The following is a 22591-nucleotide window of genomic DNA, read 5'->3' as shown; positions in this document are numbered from 1 at the left end:
CTACCAGCTGTATTTGAGCGAGCCGATGACAGTGCGGCCCTGATCGCGATAGCAGAAACCGCCTGAGCAGACGGCGTCACGCCGGTCGAAGAGATTGGTGGCGTTGACCTGAAGTTTCAGCCCCTCGTACTTCTTGTCGATGGCGGCGAAATCGTAGTGGACGGCCGCATCGAACAGAACCCGCGACGAATTTTTCACCGTGTTGATGTCGTTGCCGAAGCTCGAGCCGATGAAGCGTGCGCCAGCCCCGACGCCCAGCCCATATGCGAACGTATCTTCCGGCATGTCGTAATTTGCCCACAGCGAGGCCATGTGCAACGGCACTGAGGAGACGAAATTGCCCTGGCTGTCTGCCGGCCCCTCGATGATCTTCATGTGCGTGTAGGTGTAGGATGCCGTCAGCGAGATGCCGTTGTCGAGGCTGGTCGTCGCCTCCAGTTCCAGTCCGCGCGACCGCAGCTTGCCGCGCTGGACCTGGATGTTTTCAGGACCCGTCGGCAGGTTGACGACTTCGTAATAGAGGCCGTTGTCTTGATCGATGTTGAAGAGGGCGGCTGTCAGCAGCGTGTTGCTGTCCGGCAGCAGATATTTCACGCCGATTTCCTGCTGCCGGCTCTCCGTCGGGTCGAAGGGCCGCCGTGTTTCCTGATTGATGCCGGCATTGGGCGAGAAAGCTGTGGAGTAGCTGGCATAGGGCGCTAGGCCGAAATCCGTCTCGTAGGTCAGGCCGATGCGGCCGGAGAATGCCTTATCGCGCTGCGACGTCGTGGTCGTGTCGCCGCTCGCCAGCACTGTGTCGTCGGTGTCCGTATCGACCCAGTCGTAGCGGCCGCCGAGCGTCAGCGTCCAGGCATCGTAGCGGATCTGGTCCTGCACATAGGTGCCGATCTGCCACTGGTCCTGAACGGTGCGGGTGGAGAAGGGGATCGGGTCCACATCACGCCCGGCATTCGGGTTGGCGGTGTCGAGCGGCGGGGTGGTGCCGGTGCCGTCAAGCGAGCGATAGCGCAGCTTCTGGAAGTCGAGCCCGATGAGGAGCGTATGATCGAACGCGCCGGTCGCGAACTTCGCCTCGATCTGGTTGTCGATGACGCCCGCCGTCAGGCGCTCGTCGAAGGTGCCGGCGCTGCTGTCGAGCAAAGTCGGGTCGAGCGCGTTGGGCGCATAGGCGAAGGCGTAATCGGCATCGATGTTGAGGGTCGAGAGGCGGGCGTTCTGGCGGAAGACGAAGACGTCGTTCAGGCGGTGCTCGAACTCGTAGCCGACCCGCGCCTGCTTCTGGACGGAATCGTTGAAGTCGGGATTGCCGCCGAAGATGTCGGTGACCTTGCCGGTCAGCGGATCGTTGTAATAGGCGGCCGTGCCGCCCGATTTCGTGCGGGAATATTCGCCGAGAATGGTGAGCTTGGTGTCCTCGTCGGGCTTCCATGTGATTGCGGGGGCGATATAGGCACGGTCGTCGGAAACGGAAACCTGTTCGGTATCGGCATCGCGCAGCAGACCGGTCATGCGGTAGTAGACCGGGTCTGTTTCGTTGATCGGACCGGAGAGGTCGAACTGGCTCTGATAACGCTGGTTCGTGCCGTATTGCACCTCGATCTCGCGCAAAGGCTCGATCGTCGGTCGCTTGGTGATGAGGTTGTAGAGCCCGCCGGCGCCGGATGCGCCGTAGAGTGCGGAGGAGGGGCCGCGCAGGATCGAAACGCCTTCGAGCCCGTAGGGTTCGGTCTTGAAGAGCGAGGAGCCCGCGCCCGGCTGGCGCAGGTTGTCGCGGAAAATGCCGGTATAGGTGACATCGAAGCCGCGGACGGAAAAGCTGTCGAAGCGCGGATCGAAGCCGAAGGCGCCGATGCGCGTACCGGGCGTGTAGGCGAGGGTCTCCTGAAGCGACTGCGGATTGCGGTCTTCAAGTTGCGCGTCCGTGACCGAGGAGATGGATTGGGGCGTCTGGAGGAAGGGCGTGTCCGTCTTAGCGCCCGTGGCGCTCGCCGTGCCGACATAGCCTTCGCCGGTGATGACGCCGCCGCTGCCGCCGGTGACGACGATTTCCTCAAGCACCGTTGCATTGCCGGTTGCCCCATCCTGTGCAAAAGCTGTCGTGCCGATATCGAACAGGGCGATGGCCAGCATGGATGTGCTGGTGACAAGGGCTGAGCGAAGCGGAAAACGGCGTGACATGCGAACCTCTCGGTGAAAAGATGATTTTCACTATCAAGATTCTGCCGCAAAGACAGCCCTAAAACATGATTAATCCGATCATGTTTTAGGGCTGTGGGAATTTCGCAACGCTTGGCTTACGAGGAGCCGACTTGGCGCGGGCATCGAAGGCGGCTCTTACGCGCCGTTCAGCCCTTGGCCTGCGAGACCAGTGCCGGCTTGTCGCGATAGGTCTCCGGGAACACGGTTTTGAGGTTCTCGATCTTCGGCAGGTCGTTGTAAACGATGTAGGGGTAATCCGGATTGAGCGTCAGAAAGTCCTGATGATAGGCCTCTGCCGTAAAGAAGCCCTTGAGGTTGGCAACCTCGGTCACGACCTTGTCCGGAAAAACCTTCGCCTTGTCGAGCTGCGCGACGTAAGCGTCCGCCACCTTCTTCTGCTCGGGGCTGAGCGTGAAGATGGCCGAGCGATACTGCGTGCCGTGATCGGGGCCTTGAAAGTTCAGCTGCGTCGGATTGTGCGCGACCGAGAAGAAGATTTGCAAGAGCTGGCCGTAGCTGATCTGCGAGGGATCATAGGTCACCTCGACAGCCTCTGCATGCCCGGTCTTGCCGCCGCTGACGGTCTCGTAGGACGCCGTTTCCTTCGCGCCGCCGGAATAGCCGGAGACGGCGTTGGTCACGCCCTTCACATGCTGGAACACGCCCTGCACGCCCCAGAAACAGCCGCCGGCAAAGACGGCTTTTTCGGTCTTGGCAGACGTCGTCTCATCGATGCTCGGCGGTGGAATGACCACGGCCTCTTCCGCGGCACCGGCGCGGACGGCCGTAACGGCGATGATGAGGGCCGTCAGCGCGAAGGCGCCGAGAACGCCGCCTGTCAGGTTGCGGCGGAGATTGGAACGGGAGGTTTTCGACATACGGTAATCCCTGAGGGCGCGGATGGCGAAAGAGCCTGACGACGCGCCGCGACGTTGCGGATGTGCGGGGATTGTGAGCCGATCCGCCACCGGCGTCAAATCGCGTTTTCGTGTAGTCTGGCAGGGCTCATCCGCTCCGGAGAAGGTGACGGTGAAGCTCTGATTCAAGGCGCTCGCCTGACGCTTCAACGGGCCGGGAATGTCGAATCATTCGCGTTGCTTGAGCACTGTCGTTGAGACCCTGAGTCACGGGCTGGTCCGGCGTAATGTGCCATTCAGGCTCCGAAAACGGCGATGGCGTCCGACGTTTCTCAAGACGTCGGACGCCATCGCATTCGATCCAAGGCAAAAGCCCACCCGCCTCGAAAGCCGCGGGCTTCCGTCTTGTCAGGCGGTTGCTTCTGCCGGAACGAGCGCGATCTCCGCACGGGCTGCCAGCAACTGGCGGGCAGCATTGGCCGCCTCAGTGCCCTTGATCACGAAGTGATCCGTGAAGAAGCGGATATGCGCTTCCGATTCCTGGAAGTGATGCGGCGTGAGGACGGCCGAGAGGACGGGAACGCCGGTGTCGAGCGAGACGCGCACCATGCCGTCGAGCACGGTGGAGGCGACGAAGTCGTGGCGATAGATGCCGCCATCGACCACGAAAGCGGTGCCGAGGATGGCCGAGAAGCGGCCGGTCTTTGCCAGCGTCTGGGCATGAAGCGGGATTTCGAGCGCGCCGGGCACGTCGAAGATCTCGATATCCGCTGCATTGCCGCCGAGTTCCTGCCAGCGGGCGGCAAACGCGTTGACGCACTGATCGACGATGGCTGAGTGCCAGCGCGCGCGGATGATGGCGATTTTCTGTGAGGGATGGGATGCGATGGTCATGCAAGTGGCCTTTCAAGGGTTAGCCGTTCGACGGGATCCCTTGGGCGAACACGCGGACACGACGCGGCCTTGTCGGGCCGTGACCTGCCGTTTGCTCTCTTTCATCCGGACTATACCGTCGGCTCCGGAGTCACACCGGATCTGCTGACCTTCCTGCCGCCCGGCACGGTGCCGGAGACCTGAAGCGCTCGCGGGCTCCAGGCATTACCGCCTGTTACCGCCGGTGGGGAATTTCGCCCCGCCCTGAGAACGTACGGTGTTGACTATAAGCACCTGCAACAAGCCGTCAAATCCGCTTTGTTTCATGCGGCCGGGTTTTTGAAGAAAACTATTCTCTGACGATGAGAAGATCGCCCGCCGTGAAGCGCAGGGTCACCGCTTCGCCGATCGCCGGCGGCTTCAGGCCGGGATTGTTGAACATGTCGAAGGAGATCACGCTGTCGGCGATCTTCATGCGGGTGCGGATGACCGAGCCGAGGAAATTGGTGGCGATGACAGTGCCGGTCAGGGCCGTATCGCCCTTGGCATCGGGTGCAATCGAGCCGGCTTCCGGCCGGAGCGCCAGCGAGATCGTGTCGCCGGCCTTCGCGGTGCCGAGCGGTTCGCGCAGCGTGATCGCCTGATCGCCGATGGCGATGCGATTGGTTACGGGATCGGTAATCTTGGCATCGATCAGGTTCAGCGTTCCGACGAAGGAGGCGACGAAGCGGGTCGCGGGACGGTTGTAGATCTCGAACGGGGTGCCGATCTGGTCGGCGCGCCCGCCGTTCATGATCACGATGCGGTCCGAGATCGACAGTGCCTCTTCCTGGTCGTGCGTGACGAAGACGGTGGTGATGCCAAGCTGCTGCTGGATCATGCGGATCTCCTCGCGCAGCGACACGCGGATCTTGGCGTCGAGCGCTGAGAGCGGTTCGTCGAGGAGGAGAACCTGCGGCTTGGGGGCGAGTGCGCGGGCCAGCGCCACGCGCTGCTGCTGCCCGCCCGACATCTGGTAAGGGTAGCGATCCGCGAGGTGATCGAGGTGGATCAGCGCCAGCATTTCCTTCACACGGCTGTCGATGTCGGACTTCGGAGCGCCCGCGACCTTCAGGCCGAAGGCGACATTGTCGCGGACCGTCATGTTGGGAAACAGGGCATAGGCCTGGAACACCATGCCGATATTGCGCTGGTTGGGCTTCAGTTCGTTCTGGTTCCGGCCGTTGATCATGATGGTGCCGGAGGAGGGCGTCTCGAAGCCGGCGATCATCCGCAGAACGGTCGTCTTGCCGCAACCGGACGGACCGAGGAACGAGACGAATTCACCTTTCTCGATCGCCATGTCGAAGTCGTGCACGACCTGTGTCTGGCCAAAGGATTTCCGGATGTGGGTCAGGGTAAGAAAGGACATGGAGCCTGTGACCTTTATGCCTTGGCCGGGGCGGACTTGCCAAAGCGCGAGACGAGATTGAGGAGGCCCATGGAGAGCCATGTGATGGAGAAGGCGATGACGGCGAGCGCCGAAGGCTCGTAGGCTTTGTTGGCGCCGACGAGTTGCAAATAGGGGCCGAAGGCCGGACGGTTCAGAAGGGCCGCCATGGTGAATTCGCCCATGACGATGGCGAGCGTGATGAAGGCACCGGAGAGCACACCGCTCATGACGTTGGGGAAGATGCAGCGGAAGAGGATGGTCGACCAGCTGGCACCGAGGCTCTGGGCCGCTTCCGTCAGCGTGCGGACGTCGATGGCCCGCATGGCAGTGTCGACCGCCTTGTACATGTAGGGCAGCGACAGGGTGATGTAGGAGAACATCAGCAATATGTTCGTGCCCGTCGTCGAGCCGGTGAGCGGCAGCACGGACGACGAATTGTACAAGCGCAGGTAGCCGAACACGATGACGATGGCGGGAATGACCAGCGGTAGCAGCGTGATGAACTCGACCACGGGTCGCATCTGCGGCAGGCGCAGGCGCACCCAGTAGGCCGTGGGGACCACCAGCAGCATGCCGAAGACGATGGTCAGCAGTGCCATCATCATGGAATAGCCGAAGGTCTCGCGGAACTGCATGTCCGAGAACACGGAGCGATAGGCGTCGAAGGAATATTCGCCGCGGCGCATGCGCAGCGAGAATTCGAAGGTGCCGATCAGGGGAATGACGAAGTAGCTCGCCCCGATGGCCATAGCGATCCAGGCGCCGATGCGGTTCGTCTTCATTTCTGCCACCTCTCGGCGCGCATGCGCAGCATGAGGTAGAGGACGTTGGAAAGGCCCGTGATGACGATCATGCCGAGCGCAATGGCATAGCCAAGGTTCGGATTGTGCAGCACGTCGCCGCGGATCTGCGCGTAGAGCAGGATCGGCACGATGTTGAGCGAGCTGCCGGTCAAAGCATAGGCCGTGGCGATGGCGCCGAAGGCGTTGGCAAACAGCAGCAGCGTGGTGCCGAGCAGGCTCGGCCACAGGATCGGCAGGGCGACCATCGTCCAGTATTGCCGGTTCGTGGCTCCGAGGATCTCGGAGGCCTCGCGCCACTCCTTCTTCATGCCGTCGAGCGCGGGCGTCAGGATCAGCACCATCAGCGGTATCTGGAAGTACATGTAGGTGAGCGTGAGGCCGGTGAAGCTCAGCAGGTTGAAACCGGTCGAGTAGAGATTGAAGCCGAACCAGTCGCGCAGGAGCACCGTCGCCAGACCCGTGCGGCCGAGCGTGGCGAGGAAGGCGAAGGCGAGGGGGACGCCTGCGAAGTTGGAGGCGACGCCGGAGAAGGTGAGGAGCGTCGAGCGCACCGAGGAAGGTAGTCCGCCCAGCACGACGGCCCAGGCAAGGAAGAAGCCGATGAACGCGCCGCCGAGAGCGGAGGCCAGCGAGATGCGGATCGAGATCCAGTAGGCCGACAGGATCGACGGGGTGAAAAGGTCGGAGATGTTCTTGAGCGTCAGCTGGCCGTCCGGCGTGAAGAAGGCACCGATGACGAGGTAGAATGTCGGTGCCAGCAGGAAGAGAAACGCAAAGAGCATGAAGGGCGCAATGCCCAGCCAGTCGATGATCCGGTCCTTGTTGATGGTCGGGCCAGATTTCGGTATCGGCGCTGTCGCTCTGCTGATCGGGGGGCTGATCGGTTGGCTCATCGGCGAGCTTTCGTTCGGGAGGGCGTAGCGGAAGCCTCTCCGCGCGAACGCGGAGAGGCTGGGTTTACGGGTCGTACGACCGGTCCAGTATCTTACTGGACGTTGGCGCCGACGACGCTGTCCCACTTGCCGGTGATCTCGGTCTTGCCGGCAGCCTGCTCGTCGAGCGTCGGGAACACGGCCTTTTCATAGGCGGCGGCCGGCGGCAGCTTGTCGAGCATTTCCTTCGGGATCTTGTTGTTCTTGGCAAGATCGTTGAAGCGGATCGGGTGGCAGTAGCCCTTCAGCCAGCCAAGCTGACCTTCGTCGGAATAGAGGTACTCCATCCACAGCTTTGCAGCGTTCGGATGCGGTGCGAAGGCGGAAATGGCCTGTACGTAGACGCCGGCGACGACGCCGCTCGTGGGTACGACGACTTCGACCGGCGGGTTGCCGTTGAGGCTGTCGCGCCAGGAGAGACCGTTATAGTCCCAGGCAATGACGATCGGCGTGGAGCCCTGCGCAAGCGAGGCCGACTTGCCGATGACGGGCACGAGATTGCCGGCCTTGTTCAGTTCGCCGAAGTAGGAGAGGCCAGCGGTGCCGGCCTTTGTTGCGTCCGTTTCGCCGGCAGCAAGACCCGCGGCGTAAACGGCCTGAACGGCCTGGTTGGAGGCGCGGGGATCGCCGGCCAGCGCGATGCTGTTGGCGTAATCCGACTTCTTCAGGTCGGCCCAGTCCTTCGGCACGTCCTTGACGATGTCGGTGTTCACGACGAAGGAGAGAACGCCGTAATAGTCGCCGTACCAGAAGCCGTCGGCATCTTTGGCGCTATCGGGGATCGAGTCCCAGGTGGAGACCTTGTAGGGCTGGATCAGGCCTTCGGCCTTGGCGGACGGGCCGAAGGAGAGGCCGACGTCGATCACGTCGGGCGCCTGCGGGCCGGTGTTGCCCTTGTTGGCCTTGATGGCTTCGATCTCGTCGCCGGAGCCGGCGTCGGGGTTCAGTTCGTTGACCTCAAGACCGTACTTGGCCTTGAAGCCGGCGATGACGTCGCCGTAGCCGCACCAGTTGTGCGGAAGCGCGATGGTGGTGAGCGTGCCTTCCTTCTTGGCGGCAGCGATCAGGTCTGCGCTCGGCTCGGCGGCGGCAAGCGCCGTGGAAGCGACGAGCATCGCCGATGTCAGCGACAGAAGGCGGTGGGTCTTTGACAGCACGAAAGTCTCCTTGGGTTTGTCAGGCCGGGGTTTCCGGCCCGGTGGGTCAAGCTGATAGAGCGGCGTCATGAAGCTTCTATGACAGACGCGGTGGACAGTTTTACGCTTCGTCTCCCGGCTAAACCCCTGTATCTAGGGTTTTTTGTTGCAGGGTTTCCGGTGTCATCCCTCTCTCTTCCGGAAAGGTTTGCTCTCTAGAAAGGGTTTGCGAAACAGTGGTGTCGCGTCGAACAGTGTTTCCAGCGCCTTCATCCGGTCGCGGGTTTCTTCCCAGATCGAGCTCTGGACCGCTTCGATCAGCGCCTCCACGGTGAAGAGGGTCACCACCGAGCTATCCCAGGCCGACGGCACCTCGATATGCACGCGGAAGACCTTGGCCGCGGACTTGGCGACGGGCGAGGACCACTGGTCGGTGAAAAGGATGATCTCGGCACCGCGGGAGCGGGCGGCCTTGGCCAGCGTTTCCAGTTCCTGCTCGTAGCGTCGGATGTCGAACACCACCAGCACGTCGCCCTTCTTCATGTCGAGCACGTAATGCGGCCACGGGCTGGAGCCGGAGGCGATGAGGGTCACGCCGGCGCGGATGACCTGAAGATGCGTGAAGACGTAGTCCGCAAGCGTGCGGGTGATGCGGCCGCCGATCAGGTAGATGCGCCGCTTCGGGTCGGCGATCAGCGCTGCCGCGCCGTCGAAGTCCTGCGTCTCCATCTGGGCAAGGGTGGTCCTCAGATTGTTGATCGTGGCGTCGGCGAAGCGGTTGAGGATGTGGGTGCCGGGCGCGTTGGTCGCCCAGCGGTCGTGCTTGCTGATCGGGTTTGAGATGGTCGCTTCCAGCTCCTGGTGCAACCGGGCCTGAAAATCCGGAAAGCCGCGAAAGCCGAGCTTCTGCACCATGCGCGCGACGGTCGGAGTCGACACCCCGGCGTTCTCGGCCACGGTCGTGATGCTGCCGAGCCCGGAAACGGGATAGTTGTCGAGCAACGTCTCCGCCAGCTGCTTCTCCGCCCGCGTCAAAGCGGTGAAGTTCGCGGCGATCACGTCCGACACCGTCTTGTGTGTTTCGGTGCTGATCAAGATTTTCCCCTGAGACCGATCTTCGCCGGCCTTATGTGACAGAGTAAACATCGCTGTCACAATCGGAGTCAATGGGGTTCATGAAGAGATCGTTTCAGTTTGTCATTGACAGGCACGAAATTGTGAAGAATTCTCTTCAGTAAGGGAGGCCTGCCATGATGGCGGGCAGCGACGGAGCCGGATGTGAGTGCTCTTCTGACTGCCGAGGATGGTGCGCCGGTTGCGCTGGAGAATGCGGATGCCGGTTCCCGCATCCTGCTCGTCTGCGAGCACGCATCTCGCCGGCTTCCCCGGAGAATGGGCACGCTTGGGCTTTCGGCGGAGGCGCTGGAAAGTCACATTGCCTGGGACCCGGGCGCGCTTGCCGTTTGCCAACTGCTGTCAGCTTCGCTCGATGCGACGCTGATTTACCAGCGTTTTTCCCGCCTCGTCTATGATTGCAATCGCCCCCCGGATTCGCCGAGCGCCATGCCGGCGGTCAGCGAGATTTTCGACATTCCCGGCAACGCAGCGCTTTCTGCGGCCGAACGGCTGGCGCGAACGGAGGCGATCTACACCCCGTTCCGCAAAGGCCTGTCCGATCTCATCAAGACTCGGGTTGCAAACCGGCGCCCGCCGGTTATCGTCACGATACACTCCTTCACGCCGGTCTGGCACGGCCGACCGCGGGAGGTGGAGGTGGGCATCCTGCATGACAGCGACAGCCGGCTTGCCGATGCGTTTCTGGTGGCTTCTGCGGAGGACGATGCCTTCGTCACGCGTCGCAATGAGCCCTATGGGTCGCAGGACGGGGTGACGCATACGCTGATCGAGCACGGCATTCATAATGGCCTGCTCAACGTCATGATCGAGATCCGCAACGATCTCATCGCAAGCAAAGACGGCCAGAGGGTCCTGGCCGGCTATATCGGGGATCATCTGGGCAAAGCCCTGATGCGCCTCGAACCATAAAAAGACCTGGGGAGCGGCATGTCCGCGGAGATCGTTCCCGCTTCGTTGGCGGGGGCACTGGCACGACTGCGTGAAGACCTCGAAACGAACCTGAAAAACGGGGCACACACGCAGCACGATCAAGCGTTGCAGCGTTCGCGCGCCACCACGGTCGCGTACCGCTGCACCGGCATCCGGCAATACCGCCCGGCGCCGAGCGTTCAGAGGGGAAAATCATGTCCGACTATAGCGATGTCGACAAGCATGCGGACCTACAGGTCCTACATTCCATGGGTTACGCGCAGGAACTCGAGCGACGCATGAGCTCGTTCTCGAACTTCGCCGTTTCCTTTTCGATCATCTGCATTCTTTCCGGCGGCATCAATTCGCTGGCGCAGGCGACGGCGGGAGCCGGCGGGGCCGCCATCGGGATCGGCTGGCCGATCGGCTGCTTCGTCTCCTTCGTCTTCGCCATGGCGATGGCGCAGATCTCCTCGGCCTATCCCACGGCCGGCGGCCTCTATCATTGGGGCTCGATCCTTGGAAACCGCTTCACCGGCTGGCTGACCGCGTGGTTCAATCTGCTCGGCCTCGTCACTGTGCTCGGCGCCATCAATGTCGGCACTTACTACTTCTTCATGGGCACCTTCGGCACGCCGTATTTCGGGTTCGAGGATACGACCACGTTCCGCATCCTGTTCCTCGTGGTCATCACCGGCCTGCAGGCGCTCGTGAATCACATGGGGATAGGACTGACGGCGAAGCTCACGGACTTCTCCGGCTACCTCATCTTCGTCACGGCCATCCTGCTGTCGCTGGCCTGCCTGATCGCCGCCGATAGCTACGATATCGCCCGCCTCTTTACATTCTCCAACTTCTCGGGCGCTGCCGGCGGCAATGTCTGGCCGGAAACATCCTCCACCTGGGTGTTCCTGCTCGGTCTGCTTCTGCCGATCTACACGATCACAGGTTACGACGCGTCGGCGCATACGTCGGAGGAGACGGTCAAGGCCGCGACATCGGTGCCGCGCGGGATGATCTCGTCGGTGCTCTGGTCGGCGCTCTTCGGCTATATCATGCTGTGCTCGTTCGTGCTGATGATCCCGGCGCAGGCGCCGCTTGCCGACGGCACGGTCGCCGACGGCATGACGGCTGCTGCGGCTCAGGGCTGGAACGTGTTCTTCTGGTCGATGGACACGCAGATGAACCCGATCGTCAAGGATGTGCTCTATCTCGCGATCCTGCTGTGCCAGTGGCTTTGCGGCCTCGCGACGGTGACGTCCGTTTCCCGCATGATCTTCGCCTTCTCGCGTGACGGCGGTCTGCCGGCGTCGAAGGCTCTGGCCAAGGTCAGCCCCAAATTCCGCACGCCGGTCTCCGCCATCTGGACCGGATCGATCCTCTCGGTGCTCTTCGTCTGGGGCTCGTCGCTGATCACCATTGGCGAGACGCCTGTTTACACCATCGTCGTCTCCTGCACGGTCATCTTCCTGTTCTTCTCCTTTGCCATTCCGATCACGCTCGGCCTCTTTGCCTGGGGGACGTCGAAATGGCCGGCGCAGGGGCCGTGGAATCTCGGAGAGGGCGTCTTCAAGCTCTTTGCCGGCCTGACGGTTCTGGCGATGATTCTGATCTTCGTTCTCGGCGTGCAGCCGCCGAACGGTCCGGCGCTTTACGTCACCGTGGGCTTCCTCGTTCTCACCGGCGTGATCTGGTTCGGCTTCGAAAAGCGCCGCTTCCGCGGTCCGCCGATCGGCGAGGAGGTCAAGCGCCGCGCGGCCGAGATTGCCGCAGCGGAAAAGGCCGTGGGCCAGGCATAAGACGCTCCGCAAGCGAGGCGGCACCCGAAAGCCGGGTGCCGCCGATGACAGACACCAATGCATTCCGACCATCGCAGACAGGACGCCCGATGACGTATTCGTTCGAAGAGCTGAAGACCGACGTTGCCGAAGGTCGTATCGACACGGTCCTTGCCTGCCAGATCGATATGCAGGGGCGGCTGATGGGAAAGCGCTTTCAGGCCGAGTATTTCGTCGAGAGTGCGTTCGAGGAAACGCATAGCTGCAACTATCTGCTGGCCACCGACCTCGAAATGGAGACGGTGACCGGATACAAGTCCACGAGCTGGGAGTCTGGCTATGGCGACTATACGATGAAGCCGGATCTCGGCACCCTTCGCCGGATTCCGTGGCTCGAAGGCACGGCGCTGGTGCTTTGCGACGTGCTCGATCACCACACGCATCAGGAAGTCCCGCATTCGCCGCGCGCCATCCTCAAGCGGCAGGTGAAGCGGCTGGAAGCCATGGGGCTGAAAGCCTTCATGGCGAGCGAGCTCGAATTCTTCCTGTTCGACCAGACCTACGACCATGCGCGCGAAAGCGGCTATCGCGACCTGAAACTCGCCAGCGGCTACAATGAGGACTACCACATCTTCCAGACCACGAAGGAAGAGGACGTGATGCGGGCCATCCGCAAGGGGTTGCAGGGTGCCGGCATTCCGGTCGAGAACTCCAAGGGCGAGGCGTCCTCCGGCCAGGAGGAGATCAACGTTCGCTATGCCGAAGCACTCGATATGGCCGACCGGCACGTCATCATCAAGAACGGCTGCAAGGAGATCGCCTGGTCGAAGGGTAAGGCGATCACATTTCTCGCGAAATGGCACATGAATGCCGCCGGCTCCTCCTCGCACATTCACCAGTCGCTCTGGAGCCTCGACGGCAAGACGCCGCACTTCTTTGATACGCAAGGCGAGTACGGCATGTCGGAGACGATGCGGCACTATATCGCCGGCCTGCTGACGCATGCGGGCGAGATCACCTATTTCCTTGCGCCCTACATCAACTCCTACAAGCGCTTCATGGCCGGCACATTTGCGCCCACCAAGGCCGTCTGGTCCAAGGACAACCGCACGGCCGGGTATCGCCTCTGCGGCGAGGGCACAAAGGGCATTCGCATCGAGTGCCGCGTCGGCGGCTCCGACCTCAATCCCTATCTCGCCATGGCTGCACTTCTGGCGGCGGGCATCGCCGGCATAGAGGGCAAGCTGGAACTGGAGGCGCCGTTCGTGGGCGACGCCTATTCCGGCAAGGATATTCGCGAGATTCCGAAGACCCTGCGGCACGCGACGGACCTGATGACGAACTCGGCCATGCTGCGTCAGGCCTTCGGCGACGACGTGATCGACCATTATACCCGTGCCGGCACCTGGGAGCAGGAGGAATACGATCGCCGCGTGACGGACTGGGAGGTGGCGCGCGGTTTCGAACGTGCGTGATTGCAAAAGCTTGCCGGGTGCGGCATGCCTGGGAACCCGACCACGTCGTGACTTTGGCACGCGGGCCGACTTCTTCCGGAGACCCTGATGACGATGATTCAATGCATTTCGCCGGTCGACGGCTCGGTCTATGCCGAGCGGGAGACCATGCCCTATGAAGCGGCGGCGCAGGCCGTTGCGCGTGCGCGAAAGGCGCAAAAGTCCTGGGCCAAGCGGCCGCTGGAGGAGCGCGTGCAGCTGGTGCTCAAGGGCGTGACGCGGCTGAACGAGATGGCGGCCGACGTGGTGCCGGAGCTTGCCTGGCAGATGGGCCGGCCGGTAAAGTATGGCGGCGAGTTCCGCGGCTTCAACGAGCGCTCGAACTATGTCGCCTCGATTGCCGCCGATGCCATGAAGCCGATGGTGATCGAGGAGAGTGACCGCTTCGAGCGGCGGATCGTGCGCGAACCGCACGGCGTCGTCTTCGTGATCGCGCCGTGGAACTATCCTTACATGACGGCGATCAACACGATTGCGCCGGCGCTGATGGCGGGCAATGTCGTCATCATCAAGCATGCGAGCCAGACGCTGCTCGTCGGCGAACGCATGGTGCGTGCCTTCGGCGAGGCCGGTATGCCGGAGGATGTGTTCCAGAACCTCTTCCTCGACCACGAGACGAGTGCGCGGCTGATCGCCGCCAAGAGCTTCGATTTCGTCAACTTCACCGGCTCCGTCGAGGGTGGCCGATCGATCGAGCGCGCGGCGGCCGGCACCTTCACCGGGCTCGGCCTTGAACTCGGTGGCAAGGACCCAGGCTATGTCATGGAGGATGCCGACCTCGACGCCGCCGTGGATACATTGATGGACGGCGCCACCTACAATTCCGGTCAGTGCTGCTGCGGCATCGAGCGTATCTATGTGCACGAAAGTCTCTACGACGATTTCGTCGAGAAGTCGGTCGCCTGGGTGTCGAACTACACGCTTGGTAATCCGCTCGATCCAGAAACGACGCTGGGGCCGATGGCCAACAAGCGCTTCGCCGCTGTCGTGCGGGCGCAGATCGCCGACGCCATTTCGAAGGGCGCGCGGGCGACGATCGATCCAAAACTGTTTCCGGCCGATGACGGCGGTGCCTATCTCGCGCCGCAGATCCTCGTCGATGTCGATCATTCCATGGAGTTCATGACCGAGGAAACCTTCGGCCCCGCCGTCGGCATCATGAAGGTGTCGAGCGACGCGGAGGCGCTTGCGCTGATGAACGACTGCAAATACGGGCTGACGGCCTCGCTCTGGACGCAGGACCCGGAACGCGCCGCCGCCATCGGCGCCGAGATCGAGACGGGTACCGTGTTCATGAACCGCGCCGACTACCTCGATCCCGCCCTTTGCTGGACGGGCGTCAAGGAAACCGGTCGTGGCGGTTCGCTCTCCATCTTCGGTTTCCACAATCTGACCCGGCCGAAATCCTACCATTTGAAGAAAGTCACGGCATGACCATCACCGCTAACTGGAGCTACCCGACGGCCATCAAGTTCGGGGCAGGGCGCATCAAGGAACTCGCCGAGCACTGCAAGGCCGTGGGCATGAAGCGGCCGCTGCTCGTGACGGATCGCGGCCTCGCGCCTATGGCCATCACGCAGAACGCGCTGGATAGTCTGCAGGCAGCCGGCCTCGGTCGCGCGATCTTTGCGGATGTCGATCCCAATCCGAACGACGTCAACCTCGAAGCCGGCGTGAAGGCCTTCCACGACGGCGGTCATGATGGCGTCGTGGCCTTCGGCGGCGGCTCCGGGCTCGACCTCGGCAAGGCCGTGGCCTTCATGGCGGGCCAGACCCGGCCGGTCTGGGACTTCGAGGATGTCGGCGACTGGTGGACACGGGCCTCCGTTTCCGGCATCGCACCGATCATCGCTGTGCCCACGACGGCCGGCACCGGCTCGGAGGTCGGCCGGGCCAGCGTCATCACCGATCACAAGACGCACACGAAGAAGGTCATCTTCCATCCGAAGTTCCTGCCTGCCGTGACGATCTGCGACCCCGAACTCACCGTCGGCATGCCGCAGGTAATCACGGTCGGCACCGGCATGGATGCCTTTGCGCATTGCCTGGAAGCCTATTCCTCGCCGTTCTACCACCCGATGTCGCAGGGTATCGCGCTTGAAGGCATGCGTCTGGTCAAGGAATATCTGCCGCGCGCATTTGACGACGGGCAGGATATCGAGGCCCGCGCCCATATGATGAGTGCAGCGGCGATGGGCGCCGTGGCGTTCCAGAAGGGCCTCGGCGCCATTCACGCGCTGTCGCATCCGGTGGGCGCTCTCTACAACACCCATCACGGCATGACCAACGCTGTCGTCATGCCAGCGGTGTTGCGCTTCAACCGCCCTGCCATCGAGGAGAAGATCGCCCGGGCCGCTGCTTATCTCGGCATTTCCGGCGGGTTCGACGGTTTCACCGATTATGTGCTCGACCTGCGGTCGAGCCTTGGCGTTCCCGATGCACTTTCGGGTCTTGGTGTCGGCACCGACCAGATCGAGCGCATGTCGGAAATGGCGATCGTGGATCCCACGGCCGGCGGCAACCCGGTCGAATTGACGCTCGATGCGGCGCGGGCGCTGTTCATCGAAACGATCTGATCTTGAAATGCAGCCTGGCGCGAGCGTCTTCCGAAACTCGCGCCAGGCTGTCTCTCATTGGTTCTCGTATGGCGAGTTAACACTTCGTTAACCACGATTTGAAAGGTTCGGTTAACCACAGCGGCTTCAGGGGCTGGAGCTGTTTGCGGGGCAAACCGGGGCTTTGCATCCCCAACGAGGTTTCCATGCCAGTCATCACATTCGCCAACACCAAGGGCGGCGCGGGCAAGACCACCGCAGCACTCATTCTCGCAACCGAACTGGCACGTGCCGGCAACCGTGTGACGGTGCTCGACGCCGACCCGCAGCGCTGGATTTCGACATGGCACGACATTTCGGGCCGCGTGCCGAACATCGATGTCATCTCGGAAATCACGATGGCGTCAATCCAGGGCCACATCATCGAGAACCGCCGCAGCACCGATTATTTTGTCATCGATCTTGCCGGTGCGCGCAACAGCCTGCTGGCAACGGCGATCGGCCTTTCCGACCACGTTCTCATCCCTATTCAGGGCTGTTCCATGGATGCCAAGGGCGGGGCGCAGGTGCTGGAGCTGCTGGCCCAGCTGGAGAAGCAGGCCGGTGTGCGCATCGATCATTCCGTGGTTCTGACACGTGTCAGCTCGCTGGTGACGACGCGGGCGCTGCAGGTCGTGAAAGGGCTTCTGGCCAGCCGCAACGTGCGCGTTCTGGAAACGCCGATCATCGAGCGTGCGGCTTTCCGCGACGTGTTCGATTGCGGCGGCACGCTGCAGACCATGGATCCGGCTCGCGTCAGCAATCTCGACAAGGCGAGAGAGAATGCCCGGGTGTTTGCCGAGGAGGTCCGCCACCTCGTGCCGCTCCACGTCACCCGCGCCTTCCGCCGCGCCGCTTGACCCGCTTGTTGGAAGACGCGGCCTGATCGGTGCCGCGTCCTGCGGAGGGACGATTCCCTGTCGCTCTCAGAAACGTCGGTCGATCAGGTGCTTCGCCTGCGCGCCGACATGGTAGAACGCCGATTTGACCGTTCGCAACGGATCGGGTGCGAGTCGCGTTTCATCGAGTGGCATCGCGGAGGTGCCGCCGGCGATGTGATGGGCAAGCGCCCGGCCGAACACGGTGCCGGGTGCAATGCCGCGGCCATTGTACCCGCTGACCGCAAGAACATCGGGTGCCACAGTATGCAGGCGGGGCAGGGCGTTGGTGGTCATGCCGATGCGGCCATCCCACCAATATTCGAAATCGACATCGCCGAGCCGGGGAAAGAGTGCCGTCACCGAACGTTTTGCGAATGCGCGATGCGTGCCGGTCGCCAAGGCATCGAGACGGCCGATGCTGCCGAAGATCAGGCGGTTCTGCTGGTCCATGCGGAACGAGGTCATCACCATGCCGGTATCCCAGCACCCCTGCCGTTCCGGCAGGATCGTGGCCGCGACATTTGCCGACAGCGGCTTCGTTGCGAACTGAAAATAGGGGAGAATCGTCAGCTCCGTCGTCGGCGCGCTCCAGGGCATGCCCTCGACCAGTGTGCCATAGGCATTGGTGGCGAGGACGACTTTTGGCGCGGTCACGCTGCCGGCCGGGGTTTTTAACACCCAATCACTTCCCCGGCGGGTGGCGCCGGTCAGCGGTGTCTCGGTGAAGAGCCGAACGCCGGCGTTGACGGCCGCATGCGCCAGACCCCGGGCATAGGCCAGCGGCTGGATCGTTCCAGCACGGCGGTCGAGAAGGCCGCCCGCAAAACCCTCCGCACCCGTCAACTGGCGCGCGCGATCCGCATCGAGCACCTCCACCGGCGCGCCGAAGCCCGCCCACTGCGCCTGCCGATCGGTAATGTCACCGAGGCCTTCGGCACCCACGGCCATATGCAGCGTGCCGTTGCGAACGGCCTCGCACCGGATCTCGTGCCGGGCGATCAGGTCGAAGACGAGCGTCGGACCATCGCCGAGCGCGTGCAGAAGGCGCTCGCCGGGCTCCTTGCCGAGCGAGGCGATGAGATCAGCCGGCTTCGTCCACATGCCCGCATTGACGAGCCCGACATTGCGACCCGATCCACCAAAGCCGATCATGCGGGCTTCAATGAGGACGACCTTCACACCCTGTTCCGCAAGGTGCAGCGCCGCCGACAGGCCGGTGAAACCACCGCCGATCACGGCGACATCTGCAGTCACATCCGTCTGCAGGGCCGCGGTCTGCGGTGCGGGCGGTGCGGTTGCATGCCAGAGGTTCGGCCCGATCTTGTAACGCGCGCGTTCATCCGCCATGCGGCCATCCTTGTCGTATCGCTAGGTCTTTCACCGCAGAAATAGCCGATCGCCCGCGCCTTGCGTCATGACAATAGCGGATGACGTGATGAGCCGGCGCGATCCGCGTCGCCAGTCGACCGAGGATTATTGCGAGATTTTGCTGGACGGTCGGATTTATCCGACAATTCCGTTTTCCGAATACCGTCATTGCTGTCGCGGCAGCCGTTTTTCCCGTCGATGCGGCAGACCGTCGATCGCCTTATTCGAGGAACTCCACCGTCGTGCCGACGCTCACCATCTTGGCCAGTTCCGTCGCATCCCAGTTGGTCAGCCGTACACAGCCGTGACTCTGTGTCTTGCCGATCTTCGACGGTTCCGGCGTACCGTGAATGCCGTAGGTCGGCTTCGACAGTGCAATCCAGACTGTGCCGACGGGGCCGTTGGGGCCGGGCTGCAGGGTCAGGACCTTGTCGTTCTCGCCCTGCTTGAAATTGATCTTGGGATTGTAGGTGTAGCCGGGATTGAGCGCGATCCGGTCGACCTGCACGGTGCCGGAGGGTGACGGCGTATCCGACGAGCCGATCGTCGCGGGATAGGCCGCAATCAGCGCGCCTGCCTCGTCATAGGCAAATACCTGCTTGCGCGCCTTGTCGGCAACGACGCGCGTGACCTTGCCCGTCTTTGGTTCGCCCGGATTGATGACCTTGATGATCGTCCCGGGAATCGTGAAATCGACACCGGGGTTCAGTTCGCGCAGATAGGCCTCGTCCATATGGAAGCGCTCGCCGAGCATTTCCGTCGTCGAGGTGAAGGACATGTGCGGAAGCAGAGCCTTGTGGGCGTAGTCTTCCGGAATCTCCGCGACATAGGGTCCTGCCGCATCCGCCGCTGTGATGGTGTAGCTGGTGATCGCGAGCCCGCCGCTGAGGCGCAGGCGCTCCAGCGTGTCGTCTGTATTGTTCGGATCGAGCGTTTCCCCCGTCGCCTGCTGCCAGGCTTCGATGGCCTTGGTGACGTTCGAGCCATTCTTGCCGTCGATCACACCGGGAGAGAAACCTTCCCGATCGAGGAAGACCTGCAATGCGGTGATTTCCGCGCTGGACTTGCTGGTGATCGCCGCCGCACGCGGCAAGGTGGTGCCCTGCGATGCCGTTGGCTGTTCCGGCGGAAGCGCGGCCATGTCATTTTCGTCCAGGGGAGCGTCCTGGCCGGTGGTCGGAAGATCGCCACGCTCGACGCCCGGGGGCACGAAATTGCGGTAATCCGGCACGCCATCCGCACCGCCGCGCTGCCGGATATAGGGACGTTCACCGTAGGCCTCGTTTCCGAAGGTTCTGTCGCGGGAGGGCTGGCCGCCGAAAGCTTCGTCGCCGTAGGGTTCCGCACCGTAAGGATCCGGTGGCGGGCGGCGGCGGCCTTCGTTTGCGGCACGCGATCCCATCACCGTTGCGACGATGTTGCCCCAGTTATCGACCAGCACCGTACGACCGCGCGCATCGCGCATTACCCGCACCTCGCCGTTCTCGGGCACATAGTCGAGAATATCGCCCTGCGGCGTCACCAGAACCTGATCTGGAGACAGCGCGATGCGGGACTGCGCCGCAGCCGGTGTGGAAACCGGCGTGAAGCCGGCCGCCACGAGGGCGGCCATGAGGAAAGAAGGGATACGTCTCGGAGCAATGGTCACGACAAGAACCTGTTGATGGGCGGGCCGACCCGCGAGCTACAAGCGGAATGGGACGTTAATATGAAAAGACTGAATCCAACGTTAAAGAACTGCTAACCATATGCCGGGCAAGACGGCCGACGGCAAGAGAGACGCTTCGAGCGCTCCGAAGAGGTGACGAGATGCGCATGGACGGAAGCCATGACGGGACAATCGTGACGCTGTTGCTCGATCCCGCATCGGCCGTGGATGTCGCGGCGCTGGTGGTCGATGGTATCGATCTTTCGCCGGGCCACGCCATCCCCTCTGACGGCGATCCGCGCATCGACCAGGCGCTGAAGGGCTTTCTTTTCACGTGCGGTCCCGACCATATCCGGCATCCCGAGCCGGTGTTGAGCGGTGGACACTATCCACTGCACGGCTCTCTGTCCGGCACGAAGGTGCCATCGGAGACGCTGACCGCGACGGAAAGCATGTGCTTTGCGATCGTCGATGTCCCTCTCGCCGATGGCGGAGGCGCGCGACTGACGCGCAGATGGTCGATGACGCGCGGCGCCGTTCATCTCGAGGACCGAATCGAAAATATCGGCGGGGCGCCGTTCCCGCCCATGTGGATGTATCATCTGAATATCGCCGGTCGGCTGTTTGACGACAACACCCGCATTCGGGGAGACATGATTCCGGATGGATCGCTGGGATGGCGATTCGGTGTTGGCGAGAGCGCGCATGTGCTGTTTCCGGCGGTCGATCCGGATGGGTGGGCGAGGGTCGGCATCGGGCCGTTTCCGGCGCTGGGACATCGCATCCTCGAGGTCCGGTTCAAGACCGACAGCCTGCCGTTCCTGCAGCTGTGGCGCTGCCAGCGCGGTGACGCCGATGTGGTCAGCATCGAGCCGGCATCGCACAGGATCGCCAAACGTTCGGCGCTTTCCGAAAGCGGTGCATTGTCCATGCTCATGCCGGGTGAGTCGATTGCCTATGAACTGATGTTCGGCCTCATTGATGACGCTTCGGCCCGTGGGCCATGATTGACGTGCGCCGCAAAGGCGTCCTACATCTTCGTGAACGAAGGTTGCGGCACGCCGCGCGTCGAGGAGAACTTGCATGGACGATATCCGCCCGATCAACGATGAATATTCCGTAACCGGCCAGATCACCGCGGCCGATCTTGATCAGATCAAGGCCTTGGGCTTCAAGTCGATCGTCTGCCATCGGCCCGATCACGAACAGCCCGGCCAGCCGGATTTTGCCGAGATCGAACAGCGCGCGCATGCACTGGGCATCGAAACGATGCACATCCCGGTCGGCCCGGCCGGCGTTACCGCCGACGCCGTTCACAAGATGGTCGATGCGCTCGATACGTTCCAGCGCCCCATACTCGGCTACTGCCGCTCCGGCGCGCGCTCGACCGCGGTTTACCAGCAGACGCAGCATATTCGCGGCTAACGTTGCTGGATAATCGGCGACGGGGCATCCGGTGCCCCGCAACGCCTTCATACCGGAGATCGCTCGTCTTTGTTCTCAACGACACGCAGGCACCAGGCTGAAAAGTCGTCGATCGCCTGCTCGCGGTTGGTGTCGTTCAGCGTCTCATGGCGCGCGCCCGGGTAGATGGTTGCCGTGACCTCTCGCAGGCCCGCCGCTTTCATCCGAGCTTGCAGCCACTGCATGGCCTTGCCCATCTCTGTGGCCGGGTCTTCTCCGCCGCCGACTAGGTTGATCGGCACGCCGGGCGGCAGCCGGCGGAGGCGGTCAGGCTGGGCGCCCGCATAGCTCATGCGAAACAGGTCGATCCACAGCGAAACCGTGACGTCGAATCCACAGAGCGGGTCGGCGATATAGCGATCGACCTCTGCCGGGTCATGCGAAAGCCAGTCCAGGTCCGTTCTGCGCGCCGGTATCGTCCGCGCCCACGTTCCAAACGAGAGGCGGTGAACGAGCGGGCTCGGAACGTCCGAGCCTTTCAACATGCGCTCGATGGCCAGCAATCCCTGCCCGAACCGGCCGGCAAGGCCCGGGTTGAAATTGGCGTTCCAGACGGCAAGGCCGTCATAGAGCCTGGGCTCTGCTTCCGCCGCATTCAATGCGATCAACCCCCCCATCGAGTGCCCGAAAAGGATGACGGGAAGACCGGGATGCCGCGAAACCGCATGGTTCCTGACGGCAGCAACATCCGCCAGAACCGCGCCGATCCCGTCATCGGGCGCAAATCTCCCCTGCAGCTGTGCAGCACTTCGCGTCGCGCCATGCCCGCGATGATCGTGCGTATAGACCGCAAAACCCCGCGCGGCCATGGCGGCCGCGAAATCCTGATACCGCCGAGCATGCTCTGCGAGACCATGGTTTATCAGAAGCACGCCGCGCGGCCCGGTGCTTGCTGCTATATAGTAGAGCGCAAGGTCCGCCCCAGATGGACTTGCGAGCCGAGCCTCTTCGAATGCCACCTTTACCACCTCCCCAAGCCGTCCCGAGCACCACTATCCCGTCCTGAAACAGGGTCTGTCAACATGAGGATTGTCTAAAAAAATTGCCGCTATACGTAAATCGCGCT

At 62.6% G+C, this 22591-nt stretch carries 19 protein-coding genes and 1 riboswitch; of the genes, 8 read left to right on the top strand and 11 right to left on the bottom strand.

The annotated features are described in order from the left end of the window. The 8 genes from GA0004734_RS13615 to GA0004734_RS13580 all read right to left on the bottom strand — a co-directional run bounded on the left by GA0004734_RS13615 (position 1) and on the right by GA0004734_RS13580 (position 9327). A complete protein-coding gene (locus GA0004734_RS13615; RefSeq protein WP_092934493.1) occupies positions 1 to 2178 on the bottom strand; it encodes a TonB-dependent siderophore receptor in 2178 nt (725 codons plus the stop codon). A 167-nt stretch (positions 2179 to 2345) separates the two neighbouring features. Further along, entirely contained in the window at positions 2346 to 3077 is a 732-nt protein-coding gene (msrA, locus tag GA0004734_RS13610) for a peptide-methionine (S)-S-oxide reductase MsrA (RefSeq protein ID WP_092934491.1), read from the bottom strand. A 387-nt stretch (positions 3078 to 3464) separates the two neighbouring features. Further along, positions 3465 to 3950, bottom strand: a complete 486-nt coding sequence (locus tag GA0004734_RS13605; protein ID WP_092934489.1) for a 6,7-dimethyl-8-ribityllumazine synthase — start codon at positions 3948 to 3950, stop codon at positions 3465 to 3467. A gap of 89 nt (positions 3951 to 4039) precedes the next feature. Beyond that, positions 4040 to 4205, bottom strand: a riboswitch (FMN riboswitch). Positions 4206 to 4278: 73 nt separating this feature from the next. Then, positions 4279 to 5340, bottom strand: a complete 1062-nt coding sequence (locus GA0004734_RS13600; protein ID WP_092934487.1) for an ABC transporter ATP-binding protein — start codon at positions 5338 to 5340, stop codon at positions 4279 to 4281. A gap of 14 nt (positions 5341 to 5354) precedes the next feature. Then, positions 5355 to 6143: an ABC transporter permease gene (locus GA0004734_RS13595; RefSeq protein WP_092934485.1), complete on the bottom strand. Its 789-nt coding sequence runs from the start codon at positions 6141 to 6143 to the stop codon at positions 5355 to 5357. Continuing rightward, on the bottom strand, positions 6140 to 7057 hold the full coding sequence (locus GA0004734_RS13590) for an ABC transporter permease (protein ID WP_092934483.1): 918 nt from the start codon (positions 7055 to 7057) through the stop codon (positions 6140 to 6142). Before GA0004734_RS13590 ends, GA0004734_RS13595 begins: the two co-directional genes overlap by 4 nt. A gap of 92 nt (positions 7058 to 7149) precedes the next feature. Beyond that, the gene (locus GA0004734_RS13585; RefSeq protein ID WP_092934481.1) at positions 7150 to 8253 is read right to left on the bottom strand and encodes an ABC transporter substrate-binding protein; all 1104 of its coding nucleotides are present in this window, start codon (positions 8251 to 8253) and stop codon (positions 7150 to 7152) included. A gap of 162 nt (positions 8254 to 8415) precedes the next feature. Then, positions 8416 to 9327: a MurR/RpiR family transcriptional regulator gene (locus GA0004734_RS13580; RefSeq protein ID WP_245292420.1), complete on the bottom strand. Its 912-nt coding sequence runs from the start codon at positions 9325 to 9327 to the stop codon at positions 8416 to 8418. A gap of 183 nt (positions 9328 to 9510) precedes the next feature. On the opposite strand from GA0004734_RS13580, the gene GA0004734_RS13575 reads away from it, so the two are divergent. From GA0004734_RS13575 to GA0004734_RS13550, 6 genes are all read left to right on the top strand, one after another. Further along, entirely contained in the window at positions 9511 to 10278 is a 768-nt protein-coding gene (locus GA0004734_RS13575; protein ID WP_092934477.1) for an N-formylglutamate amidohydrolase, read from the top strand. Between the two features lie 215 nt (positions 10279 to 10493). Further along, on the top strand, positions 10494 to 12077 hold the full coding sequence (locus GA0004734_RS13570; protein ID WP_092934475.1) for an amino acid permease: 1584 nt from the start codon (positions 10494 to 10496) through the stop codon (positions 12075 to 12077). Between the two features lie 89 nt (positions 12078 to 12166). Beyond that, complete coding sequence (locus GA0004734_RS13565) at positions 12167 to 13531, top strand: glutamine synthetase family protein (protein ID WP_092934473.1); 1365 nt, start codon at positions 12167 to 12169, stop codon at positions 13529 to 13531. A gap of 87 nt (positions 13532 to 13618) precedes the next feature. Beyond that, complete coding sequence (locus tag GA0004734_RS13560) at positions 13619 to 15004, top strand: aldehyde dehydrogenase family protein (RefSeq protein ID WP_092934472.1); 1386 nt, start codon at positions 13619 to 13621, stop codon at positions 15002 to 15004. Further along, positions 15001 to 16146 (top strand): iron-containing alcohol dehydrogenase, encoded by a 1146-nt coding sequence (locus GA0004734_RS13555; protein ID WP_092934470.1) that lies wholly within the window; start codon positions 15001 to 15003, stop codon positions 16144 to 16146. The genes GA0004734_RS13560 and GA0004734_RS13555 overlap by 4 nt, the downstream gene beginning before the upstream one ends. A gap of 185 nt (positions 16147 to 16331) precedes the next feature. Continuing rightward, complete coding sequence (locus GA0004734_RS13550; protein ID WP_092934468.1) at positions 16332 to 17024, top strand: ParA family protein; 693 nt, start codon at positions 16332 to 16334, stop codon at positions 17022 to 17024. Between the two features lie 66 nt (positions 17025 to 17090). Here GA0004734_RS13550 and GA0004734_RS13545 read toward each other — a convergent pair whose 3' ends face one another. Then, the gene (locus GA0004734_RS13545; protein WP_092934466.1) at positions 17091 to 18392 is read right to left on the bottom strand and encodes an NAD(P)/FAD-dependent oxidoreductase; all 1302 of its coding nucleotides are present in this window, start codon (positions 18390 to 18392) and stop codon (positions 17091 to 17093) included. Between the two features lie 241 nt (positions 18393 to 18633). Next, a complete protein-coding gene (locus tag GA0004734_RS13540) occupies positions 18634 to 20025 on the bottom strand; it encodes a L,D-transpeptidase family protein (RefSeq protein WP_092934464.1) in 1392 nt (463 codons plus the stop codon). Between the two features lie 197 nt (positions 20026 to 20222). Here GA0004734_RS13540 and GA0004734_RS13535 point away from each other — a divergent pair, with 197 nt between their 5' ends. Together GA0004734_RS13535 and GA0004734_RS13530 are read left to right on the top strand one after the other, a co-directional pair. Then, positions 20223 to 21068: a DUF4432 family protein gene (locus tag GA0004734_RS13535; RefSeq protein WP_092934462.1), complete on the top strand. Its 846-nt coding sequence runs from the start codon at positions 20223 to 20225 to the stop codon at positions 21066 to 21068. 76 nt (positions 21069 to 21144) lie between these two features. Next, complete coding sequence (locus GA0004734_RS13530) at positions 21145 to 21486, top strand: TIGR01244 family sulfur transferase (RefSeq protein WP_092934460.1); 342 nt, start codon at positions 21145 to 21147, stop codon at positions 21484 to 21486. Positions 21487 to 21533: 47 nt separating this feature from the next. Here GA0004734_RS13530 and GA0004734_RS13525 read toward each other — a convergent pair whose 3' ends face one another. After that, positions 21534 to 22484: an alpha/beta fold hydrolase gene (locus GA0004734_RS13525; protein ID WP_092934458.1), complete on the bottom strand. Its 951-nt coding sequence runs from the start codon at positions 22482 to 22484 to the stop codon at positions 21534 to 21536. Between the last annotated feature and the right edge of the window lie 107 nt (positions 22485 to 22591).

It is taken from the genome of Rhizobium sp. 9140 (assembly GCF_900067135.1).
Taxonomy (GTDB): Bacteria; Pseudomonadota; Alphaproteobacteria; order Rhizobiales; family Rhizobiaceae; genus Ferranicluibacter.
Note: the sequence above shows the minus strand (reverse complement) of the source record. Positions and strands in the feature narration are given on the sequence as shown.